Origin of the sequence: Thermosinus carboxydivorans Nor1, assembly GCF_000169155.1 — a bacterium.
GTDB lineage: Bacteria > Bacillota > Negativicutes > Sporomusales > Thermosinaceae > Thermosinus > Thermosinus carboxydivorans.
In genome coordinates, this window is sequence record NZ_AAWL01000032.1 from 1 (window position 1) to 22,723 (window position 22,723).

Here is a 22,723-nt window from a genome sequence, read left to right on the forward strand (position 1 = left end):
TATGCCAATCTCATAAAAGAAATCTTTGACCGGGTGTTGGTCGGCTATACAGTTGAGCGGGTCGACATTACGCCTGGTAGCACGGCCCATATCACTGTCACGGTTACGCCGTGGGGCGACGTGGTGCGCGAGGTTGCCGTGGACGTGGACTATGGCGGTATCGCACCCGAGATTATTCCCCTGCTCAAGGACGATGTCGGGAACCTCGAGGAAACCGTCCGCACCGTCCTGGTTGGCCTGCCAGTCGATGCCGTTGATTGGGCCGGGGGCATTACCCGGACCGTCGTGAGGGAACTCCTGGCCGACCGGTTGCCGGAGTTTCGCGCTGTCCTTGACATTCAACCCGGGCCGCGCACCGTTGTCAAGCTGGAACTGGCACCACAGGGGCCGACCGTTCAAGATGTAACCGTCAATCTTAAGTCTGAGATGCTCCCCAATTTCCTGCTACTGGCTGCCCGTCCGGCCGTGCTGGATGCAGCCAAGGCGATGCGCGGCTTGCCGGTGGCGTTTGTCGAGCGGCATCAGGATTATTTTGCCGCTAAGGTGACCGCGGCCGCTCACCCGGTTGCCAGGCGCTATGGCCTGACCCTGGAGCCACTCATTTCGCCCGCTGCGGTCACCAATGTCCTGCTGACGGCCAATACAACCAAGTATAAGGTGACGCTGGAAGGGTACCTGGATGTCGGCCGGCGGGACGCAGGACGGCAAGGCGAGGATACGACGTGGCTGCGCCTCCATGCCGGGAAACAGATCGGCAATGACCAGGAAGCCTTTTTAGAAATCGATTTCCTGCCCGGCACGGTCACCTGGCAGTTTTCCCCCGGGATGGGGCTACCAGCTCGGGTCAGCCACCACCACTGGGCTCAAATACAACCTTTCCGAGCAACAGACCATCTTCTGGCTGCACCAGCAGGTTCGGCCGGACTGGCAGCTACGGCTGGAGCGCACGCCGGCGACCGGCGAAAATGAGGTGGGCATTCGCTACCGGATCCATGAATTTTTAAGCGCCGAATATGTCCTTACCAATGATGAACAATGGCTCCGGCTGGTCGGCAATTTGTAATTCCCAGCCGACTGGAAGCGGTTGAATATGCCGCCTTGCCCTGTTATAATGAAGGAGGACAAAAACTGTGCCGATAGGCGAGAAAGAAGGGGTATAAGTGTTCAAGGACAAAAAACAGGTAAAGTTCGTAGCGTTCGCCGTAGCTGTGGTGTTTCTTCTTGGCATTGCCGCCGTGGCGGTAACGCAGACAACCACCGGCATGGCCGCTGCCGCCGGCAGTTCTTCCAATATTGGGATTGTTAACTACCAGATGATTGTCTCGCAGCATCCTGACATGGCCAAAGCCCAAGAAGCCATGCAGGCAGAAGTTAATCAAGCCCAAAAAGATTTTGACAGCAAAGCGGCCACGATGAATGACAAGGAAAAACAGGACTACTATATGCAGCTTCAGCAGCGGTTAAATCTCAAGCAGCAGGAGCTGGTTGGTCCCGTGTTTGACAAAGTAAACGCCGCCATCAAAGCGGTCGCTGATGCCAAGGGCCTGACCGTGGTTCTGGACAAAAACCAGGTTATCTATGGCGGCCAGGACATCACCGACGAAGTCATGAAAAAAATCGGCGCAGCAAAATAAGATAAAGGAAAGCGGAAAGTGGTAAATGGAGGAAACCGCGGAGAACGCAGAGAGCGCGATATTCATCGCGCTCAAGTTAAAAAATATCCCCTCCGTGTCCTACCCTGAAAACCGGTAAATTCATACGGTGAGTATTGAAACCACTGAGGACACAGAGAAAATTTTTAAAATTTAATTGAAAATCCAAAGTGCGATGTATATCGCACTCTCCGTGCGCTCCGCGGTTGAATAACAGTTTTCATGCTTTGTGATGCCAATTTATTGGCATGATTATCTCTGTGGTTAAAAATAGTTTTTTCGTCATGCTATATACGGTAGATGGCCGAGCCTGTATGCTGGCTCGGCTGTTATTTAGCCGATTGGAAAGAGGGTGTTTGGTGTGACCAGCCGCAGGACGCTTGTTCTCCTCGTTTTTCTCCTCATCGCTGCCTTCAGCGCCGGCTGCTTTAGGTCGGCGCCCGACACCAACGCTCCCCCCAAACCCCAAGTGGGTATTCTTGATGTCCAAAAGGCGGTAAAGGCTCACCCGAAATATGCCGAGCTTCAGCGCCGGCAGCAGGAACTTAACACGCTGCTGGCCCAGGTTGAAGCTGAAAAACAGCAGACCGCCCAGCCGTCCGCCCGGCCGACTTTACCGGACGGCGCCGCCGGTCTGGATGAAGCACTGGCTCGGGAATTTGACGCGCGTGTCGCGGCCAAGCAGGCCGAAATTAAAGCGCGTCTGGATGCCAAAACGGCCGAAGTGCGGGAAGAACTTCATCGCCAACTCGCTGCTTATACGCAAGAGGTGGACAAGGAATACTACCCGCAGATTTTTAGCCTGCAGCTTAAACTCAAGACCGTGCAGTTGACCAAAGACGAAATGGAGGCCCTGCAGAAGCAGCATGACAATCTGCAGAGCGAACGGGCGGCCAAAATCGCGGCTAAAGAGCGCCAGCTGGCCGCCGAACTCGAAAAGCGCATGGCGCCTGAACAAAACGCCGCCGAACAAGAACTGGCTGCTTATGCTGAGCAGCTTAATGCAGCGTACGCCCAACAGGCAGCGGCTAAGAAGCTGGAAATGGCCCAGCGGCTGCCGGGCGGGCAAACGTCGGCTCCGGCCGCCGGTGGGCCGCGCACGTCCGCTGAGCAGCAAGCGGCGCTCAAACGGACGGAGATCAAGGTTCTCCAGGACTTTATCCACAAGGATATTGCCGATAAGGCTGCCAAAGCGGCGGGCGAACGCGGTCTGACCGCCGTTCTCACCACCTATAAGGTCAATATATCGGCGGTCGATATAACTGACGCCGTCATTGCCGAGTTTAAGAAATAGCCGGCCGGCGTATAATATCCATTAAGGATTGTTAACTTGCTGAGTGAAGAATGGAGGCCACGCGAATGAACAGTAAACGCAAATTGATCCTGGCGGCCGTGCTCGTTTTTGCCGTCGCCTTACTTCTCGGCGGCTGCGCCGGCGTCGGTCAGCAGGGCGTTGGCGTATTGGACGTCAACAAAGTTATGGCCGAAAGTCCGAAAGTCAAGCAGTTTCAGGAACAGCTCAACGCCAAGGGCAAGGAACTTTCCGACCAGCTGGAGAAAGACAAGGCTTCTCTGAGCCCGGAGGAATTCCAAAAACGCCAGGAAGCAGCTTACGGCGAATTCCTCAAAACCAAGCAGGACCTCGAGAGCCAGATTGATGCTAGCATTAAGCAAGCCCTTGACCAGGTTGCCAAAGATAAAAAGCTCGGTATCGTACTGTACAAAAACGGGGTGGCCCAAGGCGGTATCGACATTACCGACGAAGTGATCAAGAAAATGCAGTAAAGATGCATTACCAGGGAGACTGCCCGTGGGCAGCCTCCCTGTACATTATAGGCGTGCGGCTAACAAGTTCGTGCGTGGACAATCACCGTTGATAGGAGTGGTTCCCTTGGAAAAAACGTTGGCCGAACTGGCTAAGCTTTTGCAGGGCGAAGTGTTAGGCGACGGTGCGGTGACGGTTACCGGCGTTACCAGCATCGACGATGCCGGCCCAAGCGACATTACTTTTGCCGTGCCACCCCATTTGGAGAAAGCGGCGAACTGCCGCGCCGCTGCTGTTGTCATTCCGGCGACGGTCGACCGTTTTCCCAAACCTGCCATCCGTGTCGATAATCCCCGGGCGGCATTCGCCCAGCTGCTGGAACTGTTTACCCCGGCCCCGGCAGTACAGCGCGGCGTCCACCCGACGGCCATGATTGGCCAGGGCGTCCGCCTGGGCGAGAATGTGGCCATCATGGCCTATGTGGTCATTGACGACGGCGCCGCTGTCGGTGACAATACGGTAATATATCCCCATACCTATATCGGCGCCGGCACGCAGATTGGCGCCGATACTTTGATCTATCCCAATGTGACCATTCGTGAGCACTGCCGCATCGGCAGCCGGGTAATTATCCACAGCGGTGCAGTCATCGGCAGTGACGGCTTCGGTTTTGTCACCAGCGGCGGCCGGCATAAAAAGGTACCGCAGATTGGCAACGTAATCATAGAAGATGATGTCGAAATCGGAGCCAATGTGGCCATTGACCGGGCCACCACCGGCAGCACCATCGTCCGGGCCGGAACCAAGATCGATAATCTGGTACACCTGGCCCATAATGTAGTTATTGGCGAAAACTGTTTTCTGGTCGCACAGACCGGCATCGCCGGCAGCGCCAAAGTGGGGAATAACGTTACCTTTGCCGGCCAGTGCGGCAGTGCCGGCCACCTGACCATCGGCGACAACTGTGTGTTTGCCGCTCGCACCGCCGTTATCAGCGACGTCCCGGCCGGCTCGTTCTACGCCGGTTTCCCGGCCCGGCCTCATAAGGAGTGGCTGCGCGGCGAGGCAGCCATCCACAAAGTGCCTGACCTCATTAAAAAGGTGCGCGACCTTGAACGGCGGTTAGCCGCGTTAGAAGAAAAAGACCAAGCAAAGTAATGCGCAACCGATGGCAAGATTTTCAAACCAGCCCGGGGTAGGATTTTTGTTGAACCGTGGAGAATATAGCCTAGCTGTAAACATAGAACAAAATCGGCAAAGGTGTTTTTAAGGGAACCGCAGAGGACGCGGAGGAATATTTTTTAATTTAATCTTTAGCGCGATGAATATCGCGCTCTCTGCGTTCTCCGCGGTTGAATAACGGTTTTCATGCTTTGTGGCGCCAATTTATTGGCATGATTATCTTTGCGGTTAAAGAATGTTTATTTTTACGCAATATGGCAGAGGAGGCACAACTCAATGAAAAAGACTTTACTTGCCGCGTTTTGCGCATTAATGCTCGGTACGGCCAGCGCTACCGCCGCGCCGTCGGTCAACGGCTCAACCGGCCTCATTAACACCCCGAGCGCCGACGTGCTGCATTCCGGTCAGTTCAGCCTGGGCTACTACAATCTGGAAGACGGCGGCGTAGGTGTTTTCAATATGAATTTGGCCAAAAATTTGGAAGTAGGCATAGCCGGCTTCCGCTATGACAGCAAAGCTGACAACACCTTTCTCAACGCTAAACTCAGCTTAGCGCCGGAGACGGTACTTACGCCCGGCATCGCCATCGGTCTGGAAGACATCAGCGATGAGCGCGAGCGCACCGGCTATATCGTCGCCAGCAAGGCGTTGCCCTTTGGCTTCCGCATCCATGCCGGCGTGGGTGACGGTCGCTATGACGGTTTCTTTGCCGGCCTGGAAAAAACGATAAATCCGGTCAGCATCATCACCGGCAACAGCACCTTCCCGGCGACGACGCTGATTGCCGAATATGACGGCAAGGACATGAACTACGGCGCCCGCCTGTCCATTGTGCCCGGACTCAAAATCGACGCCGGCTGGCGCAACCACGACGCCTACATCGGCATCAGTTTCACGAAATAAGTTAAAGCCAACAGTCCCTGTGGCAAACCTGTGGCAGAAAAATTTGTCAAAGTTGGCTTTTCTACAATACAGTGATGTTGTCAAATGACCGTGTTTAGAGTATAATATAAAAACGATATAATAAAAAAGCGGGGAAACCTCGCCCCTAAACTGAGGATGAAAAAAGCGGGGAAACCTCGCCCCTAAACTGAGGATGAAAAAAGCGGGGAAACCTCGCCCCTAAACTGAGGATGAAAAAAGCTGATGAGGTAGCAATCGCTACCTCATTTCTCTTGTGAGGAGAAACAAATGAGTGAGATACTGATGTGTCGGATTGACATTGCATATTTAAACTATCTGCGCCAGTTTGATAACAGAGTTAGTTACAACGATTCTGGTACACGCATGTTTGTGGGAATTTTGCTGGAAGTCAACGGCCAAAAATACTATGCTCCATTGTCGTCGCCAAAATCTAAACATGCTAAAATTAGCAGTCAGGCTGTCGATATTTATAAAATTGATGGAGGAAAGCTTGGTGTTATCAATCTTAATAACATGGTTCCCGTGCCAGATGCAACTATTATTGTGATAGACATTAATCAAGAACCTGATGAAAAGTATCGCGTTTTATTGCAAAACCAACTGCGCCAGATCAGAAAAGATGCCGCGCGGATCAAGAAAAAAGCACAGACGCTTTATCATCTTATAGTACAGAAGAAAGTACCGGTATTAAGTAAACGCTGTTGTGACTATGCATTGCTGGAAATGCAATGCGCTAAGTATAGTCAGCAGCTTTCCGCTAAAAGTAACGGTTGTTGAGAAAAGAAAAAAGCTAACCAATTGAAAGTTAGTCTAATGAGGCCATTCTGCCATGATTTGGTTGTCAAGGGGACGGTTCTGGTGACAATGGTAAATTTTACCATTGTCACCAGAACCGTCCCCTTGACAATTTACTTTCCGTTTCCTCCCAGTATATACAAAATACCATAAAACATATATACTTCTAGACAGGTTTTTGATATATATGGTATAATCGGTGGGAGAAAAGAGGTGAAAGTAATTATGTCTACTTTATTAACAAAGTGCAAGTACTTTATCAAACGCAATATTGGCGACACCTTTAACCGCGACGTGCTGGTGCTGCTTGTCGTGAGCATTGTCATCGGCTCGCTGCTGGCCAACTCGCTGGCCTATGCGGCCAACACTTATTTTGCGAAAACATTGTCCAATCTGGTCGGTGACTACGGCGAATATGACTTAGTTGTGAATGTCCGCGAAGAGCTGAAAGAGGAGGCGGCGGCGCAAATCGAAAAGATTATCAGTGACGCCTTGCCCGGCGCCAAAATGAAGGAAGGGCCCACCCTGGCTGGTAAGACTAACTTCCTGATTGCGCTGCCCGATGAATATAAGACTAAACAAATATACGAAGATTTGGGGAAAATTTTCGGCAGCATCCCTGGTGGCGGCGGCGTCAGCGTCATGACCGAGCCGCGCCTCACTTTGCGCGGGGTGCCGGACGGCGCCAAAAGTATGCTGATGGAACGCATCGGGGCGCTGGACGGCGTTCGCTTCGTTTTTCGGGACGGTGGTTCTATTGGCGTGATTTTAACCTCGCTGGACAAAGTTACGCCGGTTACCAATGAAATTAAAAATATCCTCAACCAGTATCAGGTCATTGAGGTTGCCTTCCCGGTGGGCGGCGAGCCTGCCAATCCCATCCGGCTCGGCGAGGCCATTGCCAAAGACATGGAGGAGCAGTTGAAGGTCCAGTATGCGCAAAACGTATCAGTGGATGGCAAGAATGACGACATGACCTACCTGGTCAGCACCATGATGGAGCTCAAGCGCTTCCTGAGCGCCTACGCTTCCCAGGTGACGATTACGCCGGCAGGCGGCGTCAAGTTGACCAGGGGCGATATTATTGCCTTTCCGGGCGTTGCGACCGCTCCTCTCGTGTCCGGCAAGGCGCCGGAGCGCGGCAACGTTCTGGTGGAAATCACCGCCGTTCGTTCCGACGGCGTGGCGGAAGGGGTAGTGACCCAAGGCGACGCATCCCAGCTTACCCCTGCCCAAGGCTATAAGCTGATAAACGGAGTCGTCGGCCCACCGGCCGGCACGGCTACCTGGCGGAGCCCCCGTCAGGAACTGGCCGGCGCCCTGACGGAAACCTCCAAACTGGTGGGCCAAATCCCCGGTTTTGCCCAAGATACACAAAACATGAGCAACATCGCCCTGACGGCGCTCAATAACTATAGCGGCAGTTTGACGGCCATCGAGCAGACGCTTGACGGCCTTCAGGCCGCAGGGGCTACCATTCAGGCGGCAACGAGCGGGCTGGCCAGCCTCGATACCAGCGGTATTCAGTCCCAGCTCGAAAGCTCGTCGCGGGCCATCGGCGGCCTTATAAACACCATGCAGGTAGTCCGGCTCATAAGCCCGGATGCGGCGGCTTCGGTTAGCAATCTGGCGGCCGCCCAGCGTAATCTGGACAACCTGCGGGCTACGCTGGGCACTTTGGACAATGTGGCGGCTGACGCCCGCCGGGCCAAGACGGCAATTGACGGCATCGTAACGAGCGGCCAAACCACGGTGGCGGCGCTGCGCACCTTCGATGCAAACGGGGCACGGCAAAGCCTGGCTGACGTCAATAACCGCCTGGCTCAGGTGCAGCAGCTCAACGTGCCGCTTATCACCGCCCAGCTCCAGTATCTGGCGCAAGCGGCGCCTAACCTCAAAGACGAGGAAATTAGCCATTCGGTTAAGTTGCTGGACAGATTCATCGACGGCCAAGTTATTCCCGGCCAGCGGATCCAAATCCTGACAACCGCCAACATCAGTATTGACGCCGTAACGCCCATTGTACACGAGGCTGTAGGGCACAGCAATGTATCGCTCTATTCGTCTGCGCTGGGGATTATTGAACCAAATCCCCGCAGCGAAGTCATGATGATCATGCAGCAGGTGAAAGCCGTGCTAGCCGGCATGGCCGCCATCATCGCCACCATCCTGTTTTTGGTGCTGGATCACACCGCCATTATGGCGGCCATCCGCCGCAAGCGGCTGGCCGCCAAGGTGGAGGCGACCGGCTGGCGCAAAGTAGTGCGCCGTTTTACTCTCACCTTTACTGCGCCGGAACGCCAGTACGGCATGGCCGTGGGCGCGGTGCTGCTGACGGCGATGTTTATCCTGTCCGGTGGCGGCATCCCGTATCTGCCCTGGATCGGCGTGCCGGCGCTGGGCGCCTTGCTTGGCCTGATTGTGGCCAACAACGCGGAAAAAATCAGCCCTATTGCGACGGAAGAAGTAATGGCCGGCGAGGCGCTTGGCCTGTCGTTTGACGAAATCATGCGGGAAATCGTCATTCCGAGCGGCCGGCCGGGCCTCATGCAGAAACTTAACCGCCGGAAGCTGAAGTTCAAATAAGCCAACAATAAAGATAGCCGTACCAATAAGTTGACACCACAAACATTGAAACTAACCAATGTTTAACCACAGAGGACACAGAGGCGCGATATTCATCGCGGCGAGGGAAAAGAGTTCTATATAAAACCATATAACTCTCCGCGACAATAGTCGCGGGCGTACCCTTTGCGTTCTCCGCGTCCTCTGCGGTTTTTATATTCACTTTTTCCTGGGTAGAAAGGAGGTAACCGACATGCTATCCATTCAAAACCTGTATAAACAGTTCGGCAACTTGATTGCCGTCAACGATCTCAGTCTCGAGGTTAATAAAGGCGAAACGGTTGTGCTCATGGGGCCGTCAGGCTGCGGCAAGTCGACAACCATCCGCACCATCAACCGCCTGGTCGAGCCCGACCGGGGAACGATCTATTTCGGCGGCATTGACATTACCGCGCTGCCGCCTGATGAGCTGCGCGCCGTGCGTAAACGTATCGGCTTCGTCTTTCAGCACTTCAATCTCATCAGCCGGCTGACGGCGCTGGAAAACGTCATGCTGGGCTTGGTGATGAGCGGCGTACCGCGCGAGGCAGCACAGGAAAAAGCGCGGGAAGCGCTGCGCAAAGTCGGACTGGAAAACCATCAGCATCACAAGCCAGGCGAAATGTCCGGCGGCCAGCAGCAGCGGGTGGGCATCGCCCGGGCGCTGGCCTATGAGCCCGAGCTCATGCTGTGGGACGAACCGACGGCATCGCTCGACCCGATTTTGGTGCGGGAAGTGTTGGTAGTCATGGAGGAACTGGCGCGCTATCGCGCCAGCACCATGCTTGTCGTCACGCACGAACTCTCCTTCGCCCTGCATGTGGCCGACCGTATCGTCCTTATGGACAAAGGGCGGATTGTGGAGGAAGGCCCGCCAGCCAAGGTCTTTGCTAATCCCGAGTCGCACATCGGACAGCAGTACAAGCAGCTCATCGAGTACCAGCTGCATACCGGCGCCCAAACGCTGGCCGGCAAGCGCATTGCCTGACAAAAAAAGACGCATATACTTGCAGAAGCGAAAATTATTTTATAGAATGTATCTGAGTTAGCAGTTTAGGAGGATTTTTTTTCGTGCAGCAAGCAACCATTGCCAAAGCGGTATCATATACCGGCATTGGCCTTCATTCGGGCCAGGATGTAACCATTACCTTGCGTCCGGCCCCTGTCGACACCGGCATCGTGTTCGTCCGCACCGACCTTCCCGGTGCGCCGCGGGTAGCCGCCCGGGCCGATAATGTGACGAACACCATGCGGGCTACTACGCTGGAAGACGGCCCGGCCAAGGTCTTTACCGTCGAACATTTGCTGGCCGCCTTTGCGGCGATGGGCGTTGATACTGTTTAGTAGAAATCACTGCTGTCGAGCCGCCGGTAGCCGACGGCAGCGCTCTGCCGTTTGTCCGTTTAATCGAGGAAGCGGGCATCAGTCGGCAGGATGCGCCGCGCCGGACCTTGGCGGTGACCGAGGCGCTGGCGGTGCGTGCTCAGGACAAATTTATCACCATTTTACCCTATGACGGGTTGCGGATTACCTTTACTTCCGTCAACCCGCACCCTCTTATCGGCGTCCAGTTCGGCGACTACGAAATTACGCCAGAAGTTTTCGTGCGAGAGATTGCGCCGGCCCGGACCATCGGCTTCATGCACGAAGTGGAGGCCCTCAAAGCTAAGGGCTTGGCCCTTGGCGGCAGTCTAGAGAACGCAGTCGTCTATGATTATGATAAAATACTCACCCCGCTTAGGTTCAGCGATGAACTGGTGCGTCACAAAATACTCGACATCATTGGCGACCTGGCGTTGGCCGGCAATGTGCGCGGCCATGTTATCGCCGTCAAGTCCGGTCACGCGTTGAACACGGCGCTAGCCAAACAACTTTCTGCAAGTATATATGCCAAAAGGCAATTGGGATGAGGAGGCGCTGGCTATAATGTTGTCTGTAACGGAGATTCAACAGGTGATCCCCCACCGTTATCCTTTTCTGTTAGTGGACCGCATCATTGAATTGGAGCCGATGAAGCGGGCCGTCGGCATCAAAAATGTGACGGTCAACGAAGCGTTTTTTAACGGCCATTTTCCCGGCCAACCGGTCATGCCCGGCGTGCTGCTTCTGGAAGCAATGGCTCAGGTTGGCGGTGTGGCTATGCTTTATCCCCAGGAATACCGCGGTAAACTAGCGTTTTTTGCCGGTATGGATCGCGTGAAGTTCCGCCGTCCCGTTGTACCCGGCGACCAAGTGCGCATGGTGGCGGAGATCGTTAAAGTCCGCGGGACGATGGGCAAAGTGTGGGCCGAGGCTTTCGTCGACGACCAACTGGTGGCCGAAGGCGAATTTCTCTTTGCCTTGTCTTCCGCACAAAAATAGGTGAAAACAGGACATAATCAGTCGATTTTACGTGAAATCCTGCAATAATACTGGTATATGCCAAATCCCTTTTGATTTTGGCAATTTTCGGCGCGGCAAACTTCGACTGAGGAGTCGGATTATATTAGCAGCAAGGCTAAGGGATAAGGAGTTGATATGCAGATGAAGCCGGAAACGGTTGTAATACCTATTCGCAAGATTCACGAAACAGCGGTCATTCACCCTGGCGCGCGCATCGGTAAAGACGTGGAGATTGGGCCGTATGCTGTTATCGGCGAAAATGTTCTGATCGGCGATGGTACGAAAATCGGCGCTCATGCCGTCATTGACGGGTGGACGAGTATCGGTAAAAACTGCGTTATTTACCCGGGCGCATCGATTGGCCTGGAGCCGCAGGACCTTAAATTCCGCGGCGAAAAGAGCTATGTATTCATCGGCGACAATACCAAGATCCGGGAGTTTGCCACCGTTAACCGGGCCACCGGTGAAGGCGAAGAAACCCGCATTGGTTCTAATTGTCTGCTCATGGCCTATACCCATGTGGCCCATAACTGCATTGTGGGCAACAATGTCATCATGTCCAACGCCGCGACGCTCGCTGGTCATGTCATCGTCGAAGATCGGGCGGTGATCGGCGGACTGGCCGGTGTGCATCAATTCGTAAAAATCGGCCGTAATGCCATGGTGGGCGGTGCCTCAAAAGTGGTGCAGGACGTGCCGCCCTTTGTCATCGTCGACGGCCATCCGGCCAAAGTTTGCGGTCTCAACAACGTGGGCATCGCCCGCGCCGGCCTGAGTGAAACAGCCAAGCGCAACCTCAAGAAGGCCTACAAAATCCTGTATCGCTCCGGGCTGAGCCTGACTCAGGCCATCGCCGTCATGGAGCAGGAACTGGAAGCCTGCGAGGAAGTTGAGCATATGCTGCGGTTTTTGCGCAACGCCGAGCGGGGCATCTGCCGCGGCCGCAAGGAAACAGGCGAATAGCCGTAACTATTATTATATAACCACGGAGGACGCAGAGAGCGCGATATTCATCGCGCTAAAGTTAAAAAAACCTCCGTGTCCTACTCCGAAAACTCTACACCTGTTTTCATTCTTTGTTGGTGTCGTGTCAACGACATGGGGGTCTACCCTGAAAACCGGTAACATCACACGGTGAGTATTGGAACCGCAGAGGACACGGAGATAAAATTTTATTAAAATTAATTAAAACCCCAAGTGCGATGTATATCGCACTCTCCGTGCGCTCCGCGGTTCATTCCGGTTTTCATGCTTTGTGGTGACAATTTATTGGCATGATTATCTCTGCGGTTCCGATATTTATAAAACCTCATACCTCATACCTCATACTTCATACTTCATACTTCAGGTGATATGATGAAAACAATAGGTCTTTTGGCCGGTGTCGGCCGACTGCCGGTTGAATTCGCCCGTGCCGCCCGCGGCATGGGCTTTACCGTGATTGCCGTTGCCGTAGTTGGCGGCGTTGACGACGAATTGGCGGCGGCTGCCGACAAATTATATACAATTGGAATCGGCGAAGTGGGCAAAATAATTAATACCCTGAAGGCCGAAGGCGTCAAAGAAGTCACTATGCTGGGCAAGGTGACCAAAGAACTCATGTTCAGCGGCGCCGTGCGTCTGGACGAGCGGGCCCAGCGGCTGCTCGCCGGGTTGAAGGATAACAGCGATGACACGATCATGCTGGCGTTCGTGCGGGAACTGGCGGCCGAGGGCATCGGCGTCCTCGACCAAACCGCCTTCATCCGGTCGCTCATGCCGGCCCCCGGCACGCTCACCAAGCGGGAGCCGACACCGGCGGAGCGGGCCGACATGGAGTTCGGTTACGCCATGGCCCGCCAGATCGGTGGCCTGGACATCGGCCAGACCGTTGTGGTAAAAAACAAGGCTGTCATGGCCGTCGAGGCGATCGAGGGCACCGACGCGTGCATCCGCCGCGGCGGCGCCCTGGGACGGGGCGGCGTTACCGTCGCCAAAGTGGCCAAACCCAACCAGGACATGCGGTTTGACGTGCCTGCCGTCGGCGTGGGCACTTTGGAAGCCATGATCGAAGCCGGCGCGACCGCCCTGGTCATCGAGGCCGGCAAAACGCTGGTTGTCGACCGGGAGCGGGTGGTCGCCCTGGCTGACCAGCACAATATCACCATTGTGGCCATGTAGCACAGCACGCCCTGTCGTCGCGCCCGGCGACGGCAGGTTTTTGGTTATATGGGAATTCAACCGCAAAGTGCGCGAAGATATTCATGCCGATAAATCGGTACCACAAAGCATGAAAACATTGAAGTTTAACCACGGAGGACACAGAGCGCGTGATATCTATCACGCGAAGAATATAATAATGAGATAATTTAAATTCCTCCACGTCCTCTGTGGTTCTATATAAAAAAATTTCAAGCGCGACAACTGTCGTGCGTAGCCCTTTGCGTTTTTTGCGTCCTTTGCGGTTTTCTTAAAAAAGCGCGCTAGCGCTTTTTACAGGAGGCCTTACGGCATGTACAAAGTTATGCTGTCGGTTGGCGAGGCGTCAGGTGATCTGCATGGCGCCAGTCTCGCCGCTGCCCTGAAAACGCTTTGCCCGGATATCAAGCTAATCGGCATGGGCGGCCAAGCCATGCGGGCGGCAGGGGTGGACATTATCTACGACATTGCCGACCTCGGCGTCATTGGCCTGGTCGAGGTGCTGAAAAACTTGCGCAAACTCTTTAAATTGCGCGATTTTCTAGCCGATTACATGGAGCGGGAGCGCCCCGACGTCCTGGTCGTGATTGATTACCCTGGCTTCAACATGCGCCTGGCGAAAATCGCCAAGGCTAAAGGCATCCCGGTCGTGTCCTACATCAGTCCCTCGGCCTGGGCCTGGGGGCGGGGCCGGGCCAAAGAAGTGGCCGAAGTGGTCGAGCGGGTAGCGGCCATCTTTCCCTTCGAAGCCGAGGTGTACCGTGAGGCAGGGGCCAATGTTACCTTTGTCGGCCATCCCCTGCTGGACGTGGTCAAACCGTCAATGACCAAAGACGAGGCCTACGCTTATTTCGGTGCCGATCCCGAGCGGCCGCTGGTGCTGCTGATGCCTGGCAGCCGCCAACAGGAAATCGCCAATTTGCTGCCGGTCATGCTGGCAGCTGGGGAAAAAATTGCGGCCCGTATTGCCGACTGCCAGTTTTTTCTGCCTGTCGCCTCGACAATTTCCCGGGAAATGCTACAAAATATAATCGGGAATTATAAATTGCCGGTCAAACTAACCACCGACCGCAATTATGATTTAATGAATATCGCCCAGGTGGCGATTGCCGCCTCGGGCACGGCGACGCTGGAAACCGCCCTTATGGGCGTGCCGACGGTAATTATTTATAAAGTGGCGGCGCTTACCTATTTTTTGGGGAAGTTCCTGGTTAAAATTCCCTATATCGGCCTGCCCAACATCATTGCCGGGCGCCAGGTGGTGCCTGAGCTCTTACAGGATGCCGCCAATCCAGACAACGTGGCCCGCGAGGCCCTGGCCCTGCTTATGGGCGGCGCGCGGCGGGACCAGATGCTGCGTGATTTGACCGAGGTGCGCGCTAAACTCGGGGAGGCGGGCGCCGTGCAGCGGGTGGCCCGCGTCGTCCTCGAAGTGGCGGCAAACAATACGGGAGGAAAGTAATGACCCTTTACTTGCGCCTGTTAAACTATGTACGGCCCTATTGGCCCCGGTTGGCCGCGGCCCTCCTCTGCATGGTTCTGGCCGCCGCGTCCAACCTGGTCGTGCCCTGGATTATCAAAGACGTAATCGACAAGGTGCTGGCGGCCAAAGACATGGTAACTCTCAACCTCATTGCCGCCGGTATCGTTGTCCTGTTTTTCCTGCGCGGTGTGTTTTATTACGGCCAAACCTACCTCATGTCCTATATCGGCCAGCTGGTGGTAAACGATATTCGCGAAAAGGTGTACCGCCACCTCCAGCGGCTTTCGCTTTCCTACTTTGAGCGGCGTCAGACCGGCACCATCATGAGTTACATCACCAATGACGTGGCCGCCCTGCAAAATGCCCTGGTCCAGAACGTAATCGATCTGGTCACCGAAGCGATGGTGCTGATCGGTTCCATGGGCGCCATGTTCGTGCTTGATTGGAAACTGTCGCTCCTCACCTTTATCACCCTGCCGCTGGTGGCCCAGGCCATGAACATCTTTGGCCGCAAGCTGCGCCATGCCAGCCGGATTACGCAGGAGCGGGCCGCCGACATCACGTCGGTGCTGCAAGAGACCATTTCCGCTATCCGGGTTATCAAGTCGTTTGTCCGTGAAGACTACGAAATTGCCCGGTTCGAACGGGAAAACTACCACAATTTTCGGGCCAACATGAAAACCGCCCAGCTATCAGGCATGCTGACACCGGTGGTCGAGTTCCTGGCCGCCATTGGGGTAACGGTCATTATTTGGTACGGCGGCCGCGAAGTAATAAGCGGCGATTTGACGGCCGGCGCTCTGATCGCGTTCCTAATTTATGTAGTAAACATCTCGAACCCGGTAAAACGGCTCAGCCGCGTCTATGCCAACATCCAAAAGGCGCTGGCGGCCGCCCAGCGCATCTTCGACGTGCTGGACACCGAACCGGAAATTAAAGAAATGCCCGGCGCCGTGGAGTTGCCGCCGATTAAAGGGCATGTAGCCTTTCATAACGTGACGTTTGAATACACCAGTGGCGAGCCGGCGCTGATCAACGTATCCTTCACCGCCAAGCCCGGTCAGATGGTTGCCATTGTCGGGCCGAGCGGCGCCGGCAAGACAACAATCGCCAACCTTATTCCCCGGTTTTATGACCCCACGGCCGGGCATATCACAATTGACGGGACGGATATAAAAACGGTAACCCTGAAATCGCTGCGCGAGCAGATTGGCATCGTGCCGCAGGAGACCATTCTGTTCAACGGTACGGTCTACGAAAACATCCGCTACGGCCGCCTAGACGCCACCGAAGACGAAGTCATCGCCGCCGCCAAAGCGGCCAATGCCCACAGCTTTATCACCGCCATGCCGCACGGCTATGAAACCCAGATCGGCGAGCGAGGGGCCAAACTGTCCGGCGGCCAGCGGCAGCGGATCGCGATTGCCCGGGCCATTCTTAAGGACCCCCGGGTGCTCATCCTGGACGAGGCAACGTCGGCGCTGGATACCGAAAGCGAAAAACTCGTTCAGGAGGCGCTGGACAAGCTGATGGTCGGGCGGACCGCCTTTGTTATTGCCCACCGTTTGTCCACCATCCAACGGGCCGACCTTATTCTGGTCATGGACAAAGGCCGCATCGTCGAACGGGGGACCCATGACGAACTTATTGCTGCCGGCGGCTTGTACAGCAAGCTTTACCGGGTGCAGTTTGCGGAGTAACGATTTGAACCGCTAGTGTTCTTTGTGTCCTACTCCGAAAACTCTACACCTGTTTTCATTCTTTGTTGGTGTCGTGCTAACGACATGGGGGGTCTACCCTGAAAAATCGGTGACTTCAATTTGGAAAATATAGGGAACCACAGAGGACGCGGAGAGGATATTTTTTAAACTTTAGCGCGATGAATATCGCGCCTCTGTGTCCTCTGTGGTTGAATATCGGTTTTCATGCTTTGTGGTGCCAATTATTGGCATGATCATCTCCGTGGTTAAACTTCAATGTTTTCATGTTTTGTGGTGACATTTATGTCATGAATATCTTCGTGGTTGCACTTTTGCTAAAGTAAACATAATTTCGAAACATGAGGAGTCCAGTATGCAGCTATTGTATAATCTACTGGCTATCGTCCTGGTCGTACTGGCAACACCGGTGTTTTTGGCGAGAGCGCTGACAACGGCCGGGTTTGGCGAGCGCTTGCGCCAGAGTCTCGGTTTTTTACCTGCCGATGTAATCGCCCGGGTGGCCGGGCGCGGCTGTATTTGGCTGCATGCCGCGTCGGTAGGCGAAATTGTTGCCGCCAGCCCCATTGTGAACGAAATCCGGCGCCAGCTGCCGGATTGTCCGGTGCTGATCTCGGTTGTTACCGAGACGGGCTACAGCATGGCCAAACGCATCATCCCGGAGGCGGACGGCCATATCTATTTTCCGCTCGACCTGCCGCTGCTATCGGAGCGGGTGGTGGGGCTTGTCCGCCCGCGGGCCTTTCTGCCGGTGGAAACCGAGTTATGGCCCAATTTCCTTCGGGCGGCCCGACGCTACAACGTCCAGGTCATGATGGTTAATGGCCGCATCAGCGACAAGAGCTTTATGCGCTACCCCTACCTGGGCAGCGTGCTGCGCGACATGCTGCAGACGGTGGCCAGGTTCTGCATGCAGTCGGCCATTGACGCCGAGTATATTATTGGTCTGGGCGCTGATCCGCACAAGGTCGTCGTTACCGGCAACACTAAATATGACCAGACTTATACCGCGGTCAGCCCAGATGAACAAGCGCAGCTCTTTGTCCGGCTGGGCCTGGCCGGGCGCCGGCCGGTCGTGGTGGCTGGCAGCACCCACAAAGGGGAGGAAGAACAAGTCCTTACCGCCTTTGCCAAAGTGCGCAGCGTCTTCTCCGAAGCCGCGCTGGTACTGGCGCCGCGCGACATTGCTCGGGCCGAGGAAATCGCTGGACTAGCGGCGGGCCGCGGCTTTACGGCGCGGCGGCGCACCGCTTTGGCTCAGACCACCGAATCCGGCCATGACATTGTCATTCTCGATACAATTGGCGAATTGGGCCGCATCTACAGCATCGCCGATTTGGTCTTCGTCGGCGGCAGCCTGGTGGCCAAGGGCGGACACAACATTCTCGAACCGGCCGCCCATGGCAAGCCCGTATTGGTCGGCCCCCATATGTTTAACTTTAAAGAAATTTACGCCCTCCTGTCCGGCCGCGGCGCCTGCCAGACCGTGCGGGATGGGGCCGAGCTGGGTGAGGAAATGGTACGGATTCTGCAAGATAAAGAGGTGTGGAAAACCATGAGCGCCGGCGCCCTGGCGGTGGTTGAAGAAAACCGCGGCGCGGCCAAGCGGACGGTGCTCTATCTGAAGGAACTCATGGCAAGCTCTGAAACTAGACAGAAGGCGGAATAGACAATGCGGCAACGCGAAGCGATACAGACATACCTATACCAATTGGTACACGGCGGGAAAAAGGGCCTGCTGGCCGCTTTGCTGCTTGGTTTATTGCGCCTTTTTTCCTATCTGTACAGCGCCGGGGTGGCGATCAAACTTGGCCTGTACCAATGGGGCATCCTTAAACAGCACAAACTGGACTGCAAAGTAATCAGTCTAGGCAATATTACGGTCGGCGGCACCGGCAAAACGCCGACGGCCCAGAAGCTGGCAGCGGCCATCCGCGACATGGGCTACCGGGTGGTCATCCTCAACCGCGGCTACCGGGCGGCATGGAAAGGCAAAATCGGCCTGGTATCAGACGGCAAGAAAATCTACATGACGGCGGCTGAGGCGGGCGACGAGGCTTATCTGTTGGCCAAGAGCCTACCGGGCATCCCGGTAGTCATTGGCAAAAAGCGGGCCGTAACCGGCGAATACGCCGTGAAAAAGTTGGGCGCCGAGGTCATCATCCTCGATGACGGCTATCAGCACTGGCAGTTGGCGCGCGATCTGGACATCGTCCTGGTTGATACACTTAATAGATTTGGCAACAACTACCTGTTGCCGCGGGGAACGCTGCGCGAGCCGCTGGCCAACCTGAAACGGGCCCATGCCTTTCTGTTGACCAGAGTCGACCAGGCGTCCGATACCGCCCGTGACGCCGTGCGCGATACGTTAGTGGCCTACAACGATAAGGCCCTGATTGTGGAGAGTATCCACATTCCTCGTTATTTTCGCGAGATTGAACACTGGTACAAAGGCATGACGACGGCGGATATTCCCCTTGACGCTCTTCGGGACCAGAAAGTGGTCGCCTTTTCCGCCATCGGCAATCCGTCGTCGTTTGAACAAACCATTGCCGCCATTGGCGCCGAATTGGTCGATGCCGTGCGTTTTCCCGACCACCATGACTATACCATGGCCGAAATGCAATGCGTCATGGACAAAGCAGTAGGTAAGGGCGCCCGGGCCCTTGTTACCACCGAAAAAGACGCCGTGAAAATTCCGTCCGAGTTTATTCACTTCAACCGGCCGCTGCCTGTCTACGTCCTGGGCATTGAGGTCAAATTCTTGGACGGCGCGGACGAGCTGATGGCGCTCATCCGCCAGGTGGCGGCGGGCGGGGCGGTCAAGGAAAGGCACGTCGACAGGAAAAACGTGCCTAGTGGTGGTATGAAGTATGAAGTATGAGGTATGAAGTATGAAGTATGAGGTAGGGGGAATGAAACCGCGAAGATATCCATGCCAATAATTGGCACCACAAACAATGGAAAGTACCCCCATGCTACCACTTTCCACTTACCGATTGCCACTTTCCAGGGTAGTGCGCGAAGTTACGCGAAGGGTTTACGGCGCGGCATACGCCGCGCTGAAACAGGGCAAATGCAAGCTGAAGAATTGCGCGACAACAGTCGCGCGAGCCCTTTGCGTCCTTTGTGGTTATACCGCTTTAAATGATTAAGGACATGAAAAAAGCTCTGCAAAGTGAGGGACCAGCTGATGAACATCTTGTGCGTAATCCCCACGCGTTATGCGTCGACCCGCCTGCCGGGCAAAGCGCTGGCCGAAATTGCCGGCAAACCAATGATCCAGCATGTTTATGAACGGGCCTGCCGGGCCAAGCGGCCGCGGGCGGTCCTGGTCGCCACCGACCATGAACTGATCTACCAGGCCGTTAAGGCCTTTGGCGGCCAGGTTATGCTTACCTCACCCGACCATCCTACCGGTACCGACCGGCTGGCCGAGGTTGCCCGCGCGTACCCGGACGTGGACGTTATCGTCAACGTCCAGGGAGATGAGCCATTAATTGCCCCGGAAGTAATCGACGAGCTGGCCGCCGCCTTCGACGGCGCCCCGGACTTGGCCATGGCCACTTTGATGACCGAGATGGACGAGGAAGAATACAATCTGCCTAGCGCCGTAAAGGTCGTGACCGACCTAAACGGCTATGCCCTTTATTTTTCCCGGTCGCTCATTCCCTTCCCGCGCGTTAAACATGAGGCTTATAACGTATATAAGCATATCGGCATTTACGCCTACCGCCGCGACTTTCTCCTCACCTTCGCCGCCCTGCCGCCCACGCCGCTCGAGCGGGCCGAATCGCTCGAACAGCTCCGCGCCCTCGAACACGGCTACCGGATTAAAGTGCTCAAGACCGATTTTAAGTCCATCGGCGTCGACACGCCGGAGGATCTGGAACGAGTACGGGCGATAGTGGAGCAACGGTATGAAGTATGAGGTATGAAGTATGAGGTAACGGGATCGAGGGATAAACCGCGGAGATAATCATGCCAATAAATTGGCATCACAAAGCATGAAAACTGTTATTCAACCGCGGAGCGCACGGAGAGTGCGATATACATCGCACTTTGGATTTTTAATTAAATTTTAAAAATTTTCTCTGTGTCCTCAGTGGTTCCAATACTCACCGTATGAATTGACCGGTTTTCAGGGTAGACCCCCCATGTCGTTAGCACGACACCAACAAAGAATGAAAACAGGTGTAGAGTTTTCGGAGTAGGACGCGGAGAAAATAAGCGCGATGGATATCGCGCGCTCTGTGTTCTCTGCGGTTAAAAAGAAACATGGAAAGTTGAAAGTAGAAAGTATAGACCGGAGGGATGATTATGCACCAAGTCCAAGTCGGACCGATTACCATTGGCGGGAAGAACCCCATCGCGCTCATTGCCGGCCCCTGTGTCATTGAAGACGCCGAGCGGACGCTCGCCATCGGCCGGGCGGTGAAACAGATCGCCGACCGCCTCGGCATCCCCTATATCTTCAAGGCTTCCTTCGACAAAGCCAACCGCTCGTCGTTCAAGTCCTTCCGCGGTCCTGGCCTGCACGAAGGGCTGGCCATCCTGGCCAACATCAAACAAGCGCTGGGCGTTCCGGTGCTCAGCGACATCCACTGCACTACCCAGGTGACGGCAGCGGCCAAAGTCCTGGATATCCTCCAGATTCCCGCTTTTTTGTGCCGGCAGACCGACCTGGTCTACGGCGCGGCCCAGACCGGCCGGGTGATTAACGTGAAAAAAGGCCAGTTTCTCGCGCCGCGGGACATGAAGAACGTGGTCGACAAAATCCGCGAAGCGGGTAATGAGAATATTCTCCTTACCGAGCGCGGCTTCAGCTTCGGCTACAACAACCTGGTCGTGGACATGCGGGCCCTGCCCATCATGCGGTCGCTGGGCTATCCCGTTGTCTTTGACGCTACCCACAGCGTGCAGCTGCCCGGTGGGGCTGGTACTTCTTCCGGCGGTCAGCGGGAGTTTGTCGCCCACCTCGCCCGCGCAGCTACGGCCGCCGGCATCGACGCTTTGTTCATGGAAGTCCATGACAATCCGGAAGAGGCCCTTTCCGACGGCCCCAACATGCTGTATATCGACCAGCTTGAGGACCTGCTCAAAGACGTTTTAGCCATCGACGCGGTCGTAAGACGGCATAAATAATTGAAAACCGCGAAGATATCCATGCCAATAATTGGAACCCAAACAATGGAAAGTACCGCCATGCTACCACTTTCCACTTACCGATTGCCACTTTCCAGGGTAGACCCCCCATGTCGTTAGCACGACACCAACAAAGAATGAAAACCAGGTGCATATGTAGAATAATTTTTTTGCGGCTGGCGAAGAGAGGTCGATAGCTTGCTAGTGCTTCGAGCCTGAAGGGTAGACTGAACCCCAGTTACCTGGTGCACCACAAATTGTTGCTCCTACATTTAGGAAGCACGCGGAGTAGATTACTCGTACAAGGGTTACTGCACCAGTCGCAAAATAAGGCCGCAGAGGGGATCTTCTCATGAAACAAGTAATCCGCATTGTCCATGAACGCTGTTGTGGTATGGATGTTCACAAGAAGATTATCGTTGCCTGCGTTATCACACCTGACAACAAAGAAATTCGAACATTTGGCACTATGACGGACGACTTGCATGAATTAGTAAGCTGGCTTCAAAGTCACGGCTGTAGTCATGTAGCTATGGAAAGCACGGGAGTTTACTGGAAACCAATTTACAATCTTTTAGAACATACGGGAATTGAGATTTTGGTAGTCAATGCACAACACATAAAAGCAGTTCCGGGACGCAAGACAGATGTTAAAGATGCAGAGTGGATAGCTGAGTTACTACGGCATGGGTTACTGCAGGGCAGTTATATTCCAAGTCGTGAGCAGAGGGAATTACGGGAATTAGTAAGATATCGTCGGAGCCTCATAGAAGAACGCTCGAGAGAAGTAAATCGGCTACAAAAAGTTTTAGAAGGGGCAAATATTAAGTTGGCTTCTGTAGTAACCGACATTACTGGTGTTTCCGCCCGCTCTATGATAGAAGCTATGATAAAA

General features: G+C 54.9%; 19 protein-coding genes and 1 pseudogene. All 20 read left to right on the forward strand.

Annotated elements, in window-relative coordinates; genetic code table 11:
• Positions 1-969, forward strand: a 969-nt coding sequence (locus TCARDRAFT_RS15875; RefSeq protein ID WP_007290537.1) for a hypothetical protein, incomplete at its 5' end; no start/stop codon positions are given.
• Positions 970-1,160: 191 nt separating this feature from the next.
• Positions 1,161-1,634: an OmpH family outer membrane protein gene (locus tag TCARDRAFT_RS13485; protein WP_007290538.1), complete on the forward strand. Its 474-nt coding sequence runs from the start codon at positions 1,161-1,163 to the stop codon at positions 1,632-1,634.
• A 379-nt stretch (positions 1,635-2,013) separates the two neighbouring features.
• Positions 2,014-2,946 (forward strand): hypothetical protein, encoded by a 933-nt coding sequence (locus TCARDRAFT_RS13490; protein ID WP_007290539.1) that lies wholly within the window; start codon positions 2,014-2,016, stop codon positions 2,944-2,946.
• A gap of 65 nt (positions 2,947-3,011) precedes the next feature.
• Positions 3,012-3,437, forward strand: a complete 426-nt coding sequence (locus tag TCARDRAFT_RS13495) for an OmpH family outer membrane protein (RefSeq protein WP_007290540.1) — start codon at positions 3,012-3,014, stop codon at positions 3,435-3,437.
• A 106-nt stretch (positions 3,438-3,543) separates the two neighbouring features.
• Positions 3,544-4,575 (forward strand): UDP-3-O-(3-hydroxymyristoyl)glucosamine N-acyltransferase, encoded by a 1,032-nt coding sequence (lpxD, locus tag TCARDRAFT_RS13500; RefSeq protein ID WP_040683467.1) that lies wholly within the window; start codon positions 3,544-3,546, stop codon positions 4,573-4,575.
• Between the two features lie 300 nt (positions 4,576-4,875).
• Entirely contained in the window at positions 4,876-5,502 is a 627-nt protein-coding gene (locus TCARDRAFT_RS13505) for a YjbH domain-containing protein (protein ID WP_007290542.1), read from the forward strand.
• A gap of 288 nt (positions 5,503-5,790) precedes the next feature.
• Positions 5,791-6,300 (forward strand): type III toxin-antitoxin system ToxN/AbiQ family toxin, encoded by a 510-nt coding sequence (locus tag TCARDRAFT_RS13510; RefSeq protein ID WP_007290543.1) that lies wholly within the window; start codon positions 5,791-5,793, stop codon positions 6,298-6,300.
• A gap of 243 nt (positions 6,301-6,543) precedes the next feature.
• Complete coding sequence (locus tag TCARDRAFT_RS13515) at positions 6,544-8,904, forward strand: hypothetical protein (RefSeq protein WP_007290544.1); 2,361 nt, start codon at positions 6,544-6,546, stop codon at positions 8,902-8,904.
• A 232-nt stretch (positions 8,905-9,136) separates the two neighbouring features.
• Complete coding sequence (locus TCARDRAFT_RS13520; RefSeq protein ID WP_007290545.1) at positions 9,137-9,910, forward strand: amino acid ABC transporter ATP-binding protein; 774 nt, start codon at positions 9,137-9,139, stop codon at positions 9,908-9,910.
• Positions 9,911-9,993: 83 nt separating this feature from the next.
• Positions 9,994-10,832, forward strand: a pseudogene (gene lpxC / locus TCARDRAFT_RS13525) (UDP-3-O-acyl-N-acetylglucosamine deacetylase).
• Between the two features lie 16 nt (positions 10,833-10,848).
• On the forward strand, positions 10,849-11,283 hold the full coding sequence (gene fabZ, locus TCARDRAFT_RS13530) for a 3-hydroxyacyl-ACP dehydratase FabZ (RefSeq protein ID WP_007290527.1): 435 nt from the start codon (positions 10,849-10,851) through the stop codon (positions 11,281-11,283).
• A gap of 162 nt (positions 11,284-11,445) precedes the next feature.
• A complete protein-coding gene (gene lpxA, locus TCARDRAFT_RS13535) occupies positions 11,446-12,267 on the forward strand; it encodes an acyl-ACP--UDP-N-acetylglucosamine O-acyltransferase (RefSeq protein WP_040683468.1) in 822 nt (273 codons plus the stop codon).
• Positions 12,268-12,660: 393 nt separating this feature from the next.
• Positions 12,661-13,464, forward strand: a complete 804-nt coding sequence (locus TCARDRAFT_RS13540; protein WP_007290529.1) for an LpxI family protein — start codon at positions 12,661-12,663, stop codon at positions 13,462-13,464.
• 331 nt (positions 13,465-13,795) lie between these two features.
• A complete protein-coding gene (gene lpxB, locus TCARDRAFT_RS13545; RefSeq protein ID WP_007290530.1) occupies positions 13,796-14,944 on the forward strand; it encodes a lipid-A-disaccharide synthase in 1,149 nt (382 codons plus the stop codon).
• Positions 14,944-16,665 (forward strand): lipid A export permease/ATP-binding protein MsbA, encoded by a 1,722-nt coding sequence (gene msbA, locus TCARDRAFT_RS13550; protein WP_007290531.1) that lies wholly within the window; start codon positions 14,944-14,946, stop codon positions 16,663-16,665. Before lpxB ends, msbA begins: the two co-directional genes overlap by 1 nt.
• 373 nt (positions 16,666-17,038) lie before the next feature.
• Complete coding sequence (locus tag TCARDRAFT_RS13555; RefSeq protein ID WP_007290532.1) at positions 17,039-18,352, forward strand: 3-deoxy-D-manno-octulosonic acid transferase; 1,314 nt, start codon at positions 17,039-17,041, stop codon at positions 18,350-18,352.
• A 3-nt stretch (positions 18,353-18,355) separates the two neighbouring features.
• Entirely contained in the window at positions 18,356-19,567 is a 1,212-nt protein-coding gene (gene lpxK, locus TCARDRAFT_RS13560) for a tetraacyldisaccharide 4'-kinase (protein WP_007290533.1), read from the forward strand.
• A gap of 309 nt (positions 19,568-19,876) precedes the next feature.
• Positions 19,877-20,614, forward strand: a complete 738-nt coding sequence (gene kdsB / locus TCARDRAFT_RS13565; protein WP_007290534.1) for a 3-deoxy-manno-octulosonate cytidylyltransferase — start codon at positions 19,877-19,879, stop codon at positions 20,612-20,614.
• Positions 20,615-21,003: 389 nt separating this feature from the next.
• Positions 21,004-21,828: a 3-deoxy-8-phosphooctulonate synthase gene (gene kdsA, locus TCARDRAFT_RS13570; protein ID WP_007290535.1), complete on the forward strand. Its 825-nt coding sequence runs from the start codon at positions 21,004-21,006 to the stop codon at positions 21,826-21,828.
• A gap of 352 nt (positions 21,829-22,180) precedes the next feature.
• A partial coding sequence (locus TCARDRAFT_RS13575) for an IS110 family RNA-guided transposase (protein WP_007290536.1) occupies positions 22,181-22,723 on the forward strand: 543 nt, incomplete at its 3' end.